The sequence below is a fragment of the Aeromonas sp. ZOR0002 genome (genome assembly GCF_963866995.1).
In the GTDB taxonomy this organism is placed as follows: Bacteria; Pseudomonadota; Gammaproteobacteria; order Enterobacterales; family Aeromonadaceae; genus Aeromonas; species Aeromonas caviae.
In genome coordinates this window covers 73948-75402 of sequence record NZ_CAWMFQ010000386.1, presented here as the reverse complement: position 1 = coordinate 75402, position 1455 = coordinate 73948, and the positions used below count along the sequence as shown (strand labels likewise).

The following is a 1455-nucleotide window of genomic DNA, read 5'->3' as shown; positions in this document are numbered from 1 at the left end:
CCTCCTCCCAGTTGCCGCTCTTGACGGCGTCTGCCGGCAGCATCCAGGAGCCGCCGACGGTGGCCACACATTTCAGCGCCAGGTAGTCGGCCACGTTTTTCGGGCCGATGCCGCCGGTGGGGCAGAATTTCACCTGGGGCAGGGGCGCCGCGATGGCGGAGAGTGCCTTGGTGCCGCCGTTCGCCTCGGCCGGGAAGAATTTGAGGTGGTCGTAGCCTGCTTCCAGCGCCTGCATCACCTCGGACGGGGTGGCCACGCCCGGGATCAGCGGCGCCGTGCTCTTGGCCGCGTGGGCCAGCAGGGCCGGGGTCATGCCCGGGGAGATGACGAAGCGGGCACCGGCAGCGACGGCGGCATCAAACTGCGCGCAGTTGAGCACGGTACCGGCACCGGCCATGGCATCCGGCATCGCCTTGGCGATGAGGGCGATGGCGTCCAGCGCCACCGGGGTGCGCAGGGTGATCTCGAACACCGAGATGCCGCCATCCAGCAGGGCCTTGGCCATCGGCAGGGCCTGCTCCAGGTCGTTGATGACCATCACGGGTACCAGGGGGGAGGCGGCAAACACCTCGGCAGGGGTCACTTTCCAGTTCTGCATAGCTCTTCCTTAGTCAAAGATGGTGGCGCCGCACTCGGCGCTCGATACCGCGCGACGCATCACGCTGAACAGTTCACGGCCCCACCCCTCTTGTTCCAGGGTGAGGTCGATCTCGGCCTGGGTACGGCCGCTCAAATCGGTCAGGCAGTCGAGGCGGCCAGACTCGGCATCCACCCGCAGCAGGTCGCCATCGGCGAGCAGGCCGATGGCCCCGCCGTGCAGCGCTTCCGGGGTGACGTGGATGGCGGCCGGGATCTTGCCGGAGGCGCCGGAGAGACGGCCGTCGGTGACCAGGGCCACCTTGTGACCCGCCTTCTGCAGGTTGCCAAGCACCGGCATCAGCTTGTGCAGCTCCGGCATGCCGTTGGCGGCCGGGCCGTTGTGGCGCACCACGATGACGGCGTCCTGGTTCAACTCACCGGCCTTGTAAGCCGCCTCCACCGCATGCTGGGAGGAGAAGACCCGGGCCGGGGCCTCGATGACCCGATACTCGGGCGCGACGGCGGATACCTTGACCACGGCGCGGCCCAGGTTGCCCGCCAGCAGCTTGGTGCCGCCGGTGGCCTGGAACTCGCTGCCAGAGGGAGAGAGCACGCTCGGATCCGCGCTCTCGCCCACCGGTTGCCACACCAGCTTGCCATCCACCAGTGCCGGACGGCTAAGGTAGTCCTGCATCTCGCCGAAGACCGGGGTGGCATCCATGTGGATCAGCCCCTCTTCGGCCAGACGACGCATCAGGCCGGGCACGCCCCCCGCCTGTTCGAAGGCGTTGACGTCCGCCGGGCCGTTCGGGTACATGCGCACCAGGAGCGGCACCACGTCGGAGAGATCGCTCAGGTCGTCCCAGGTCAGCTCCA

The 1455-nt window shown here is 68.5% G+C and carries 2 protein-coding genes; both read right to left on the bottom strand.

Annotation, left to right across the window (positions count from 1 at the left end; all coding sequences use genetic code 11):
• A partial coding sequence (locus AACR77_RS21345; RefSeq protein ID WP_042882269.1) for a bifunctional 4-hydroxy-2-oxoglutarate aldolase/2-dehydro-3-deoxy-phosphogluconate aldolase occupies positions 1–598 on the bottom strand: 598 nt, incomplete at its 3' end.
• Positions 599–607: 9 nt separating this feature from the next.
• Positions 608–1455 (bottom strand): dihydroxy-acid dehydratase domain-containing protein (locus AACR77_RS21340; RefSeq protein ID WP_231563241.1); only part of this gene is annotated, 848 nt, incomplete at its 5' end.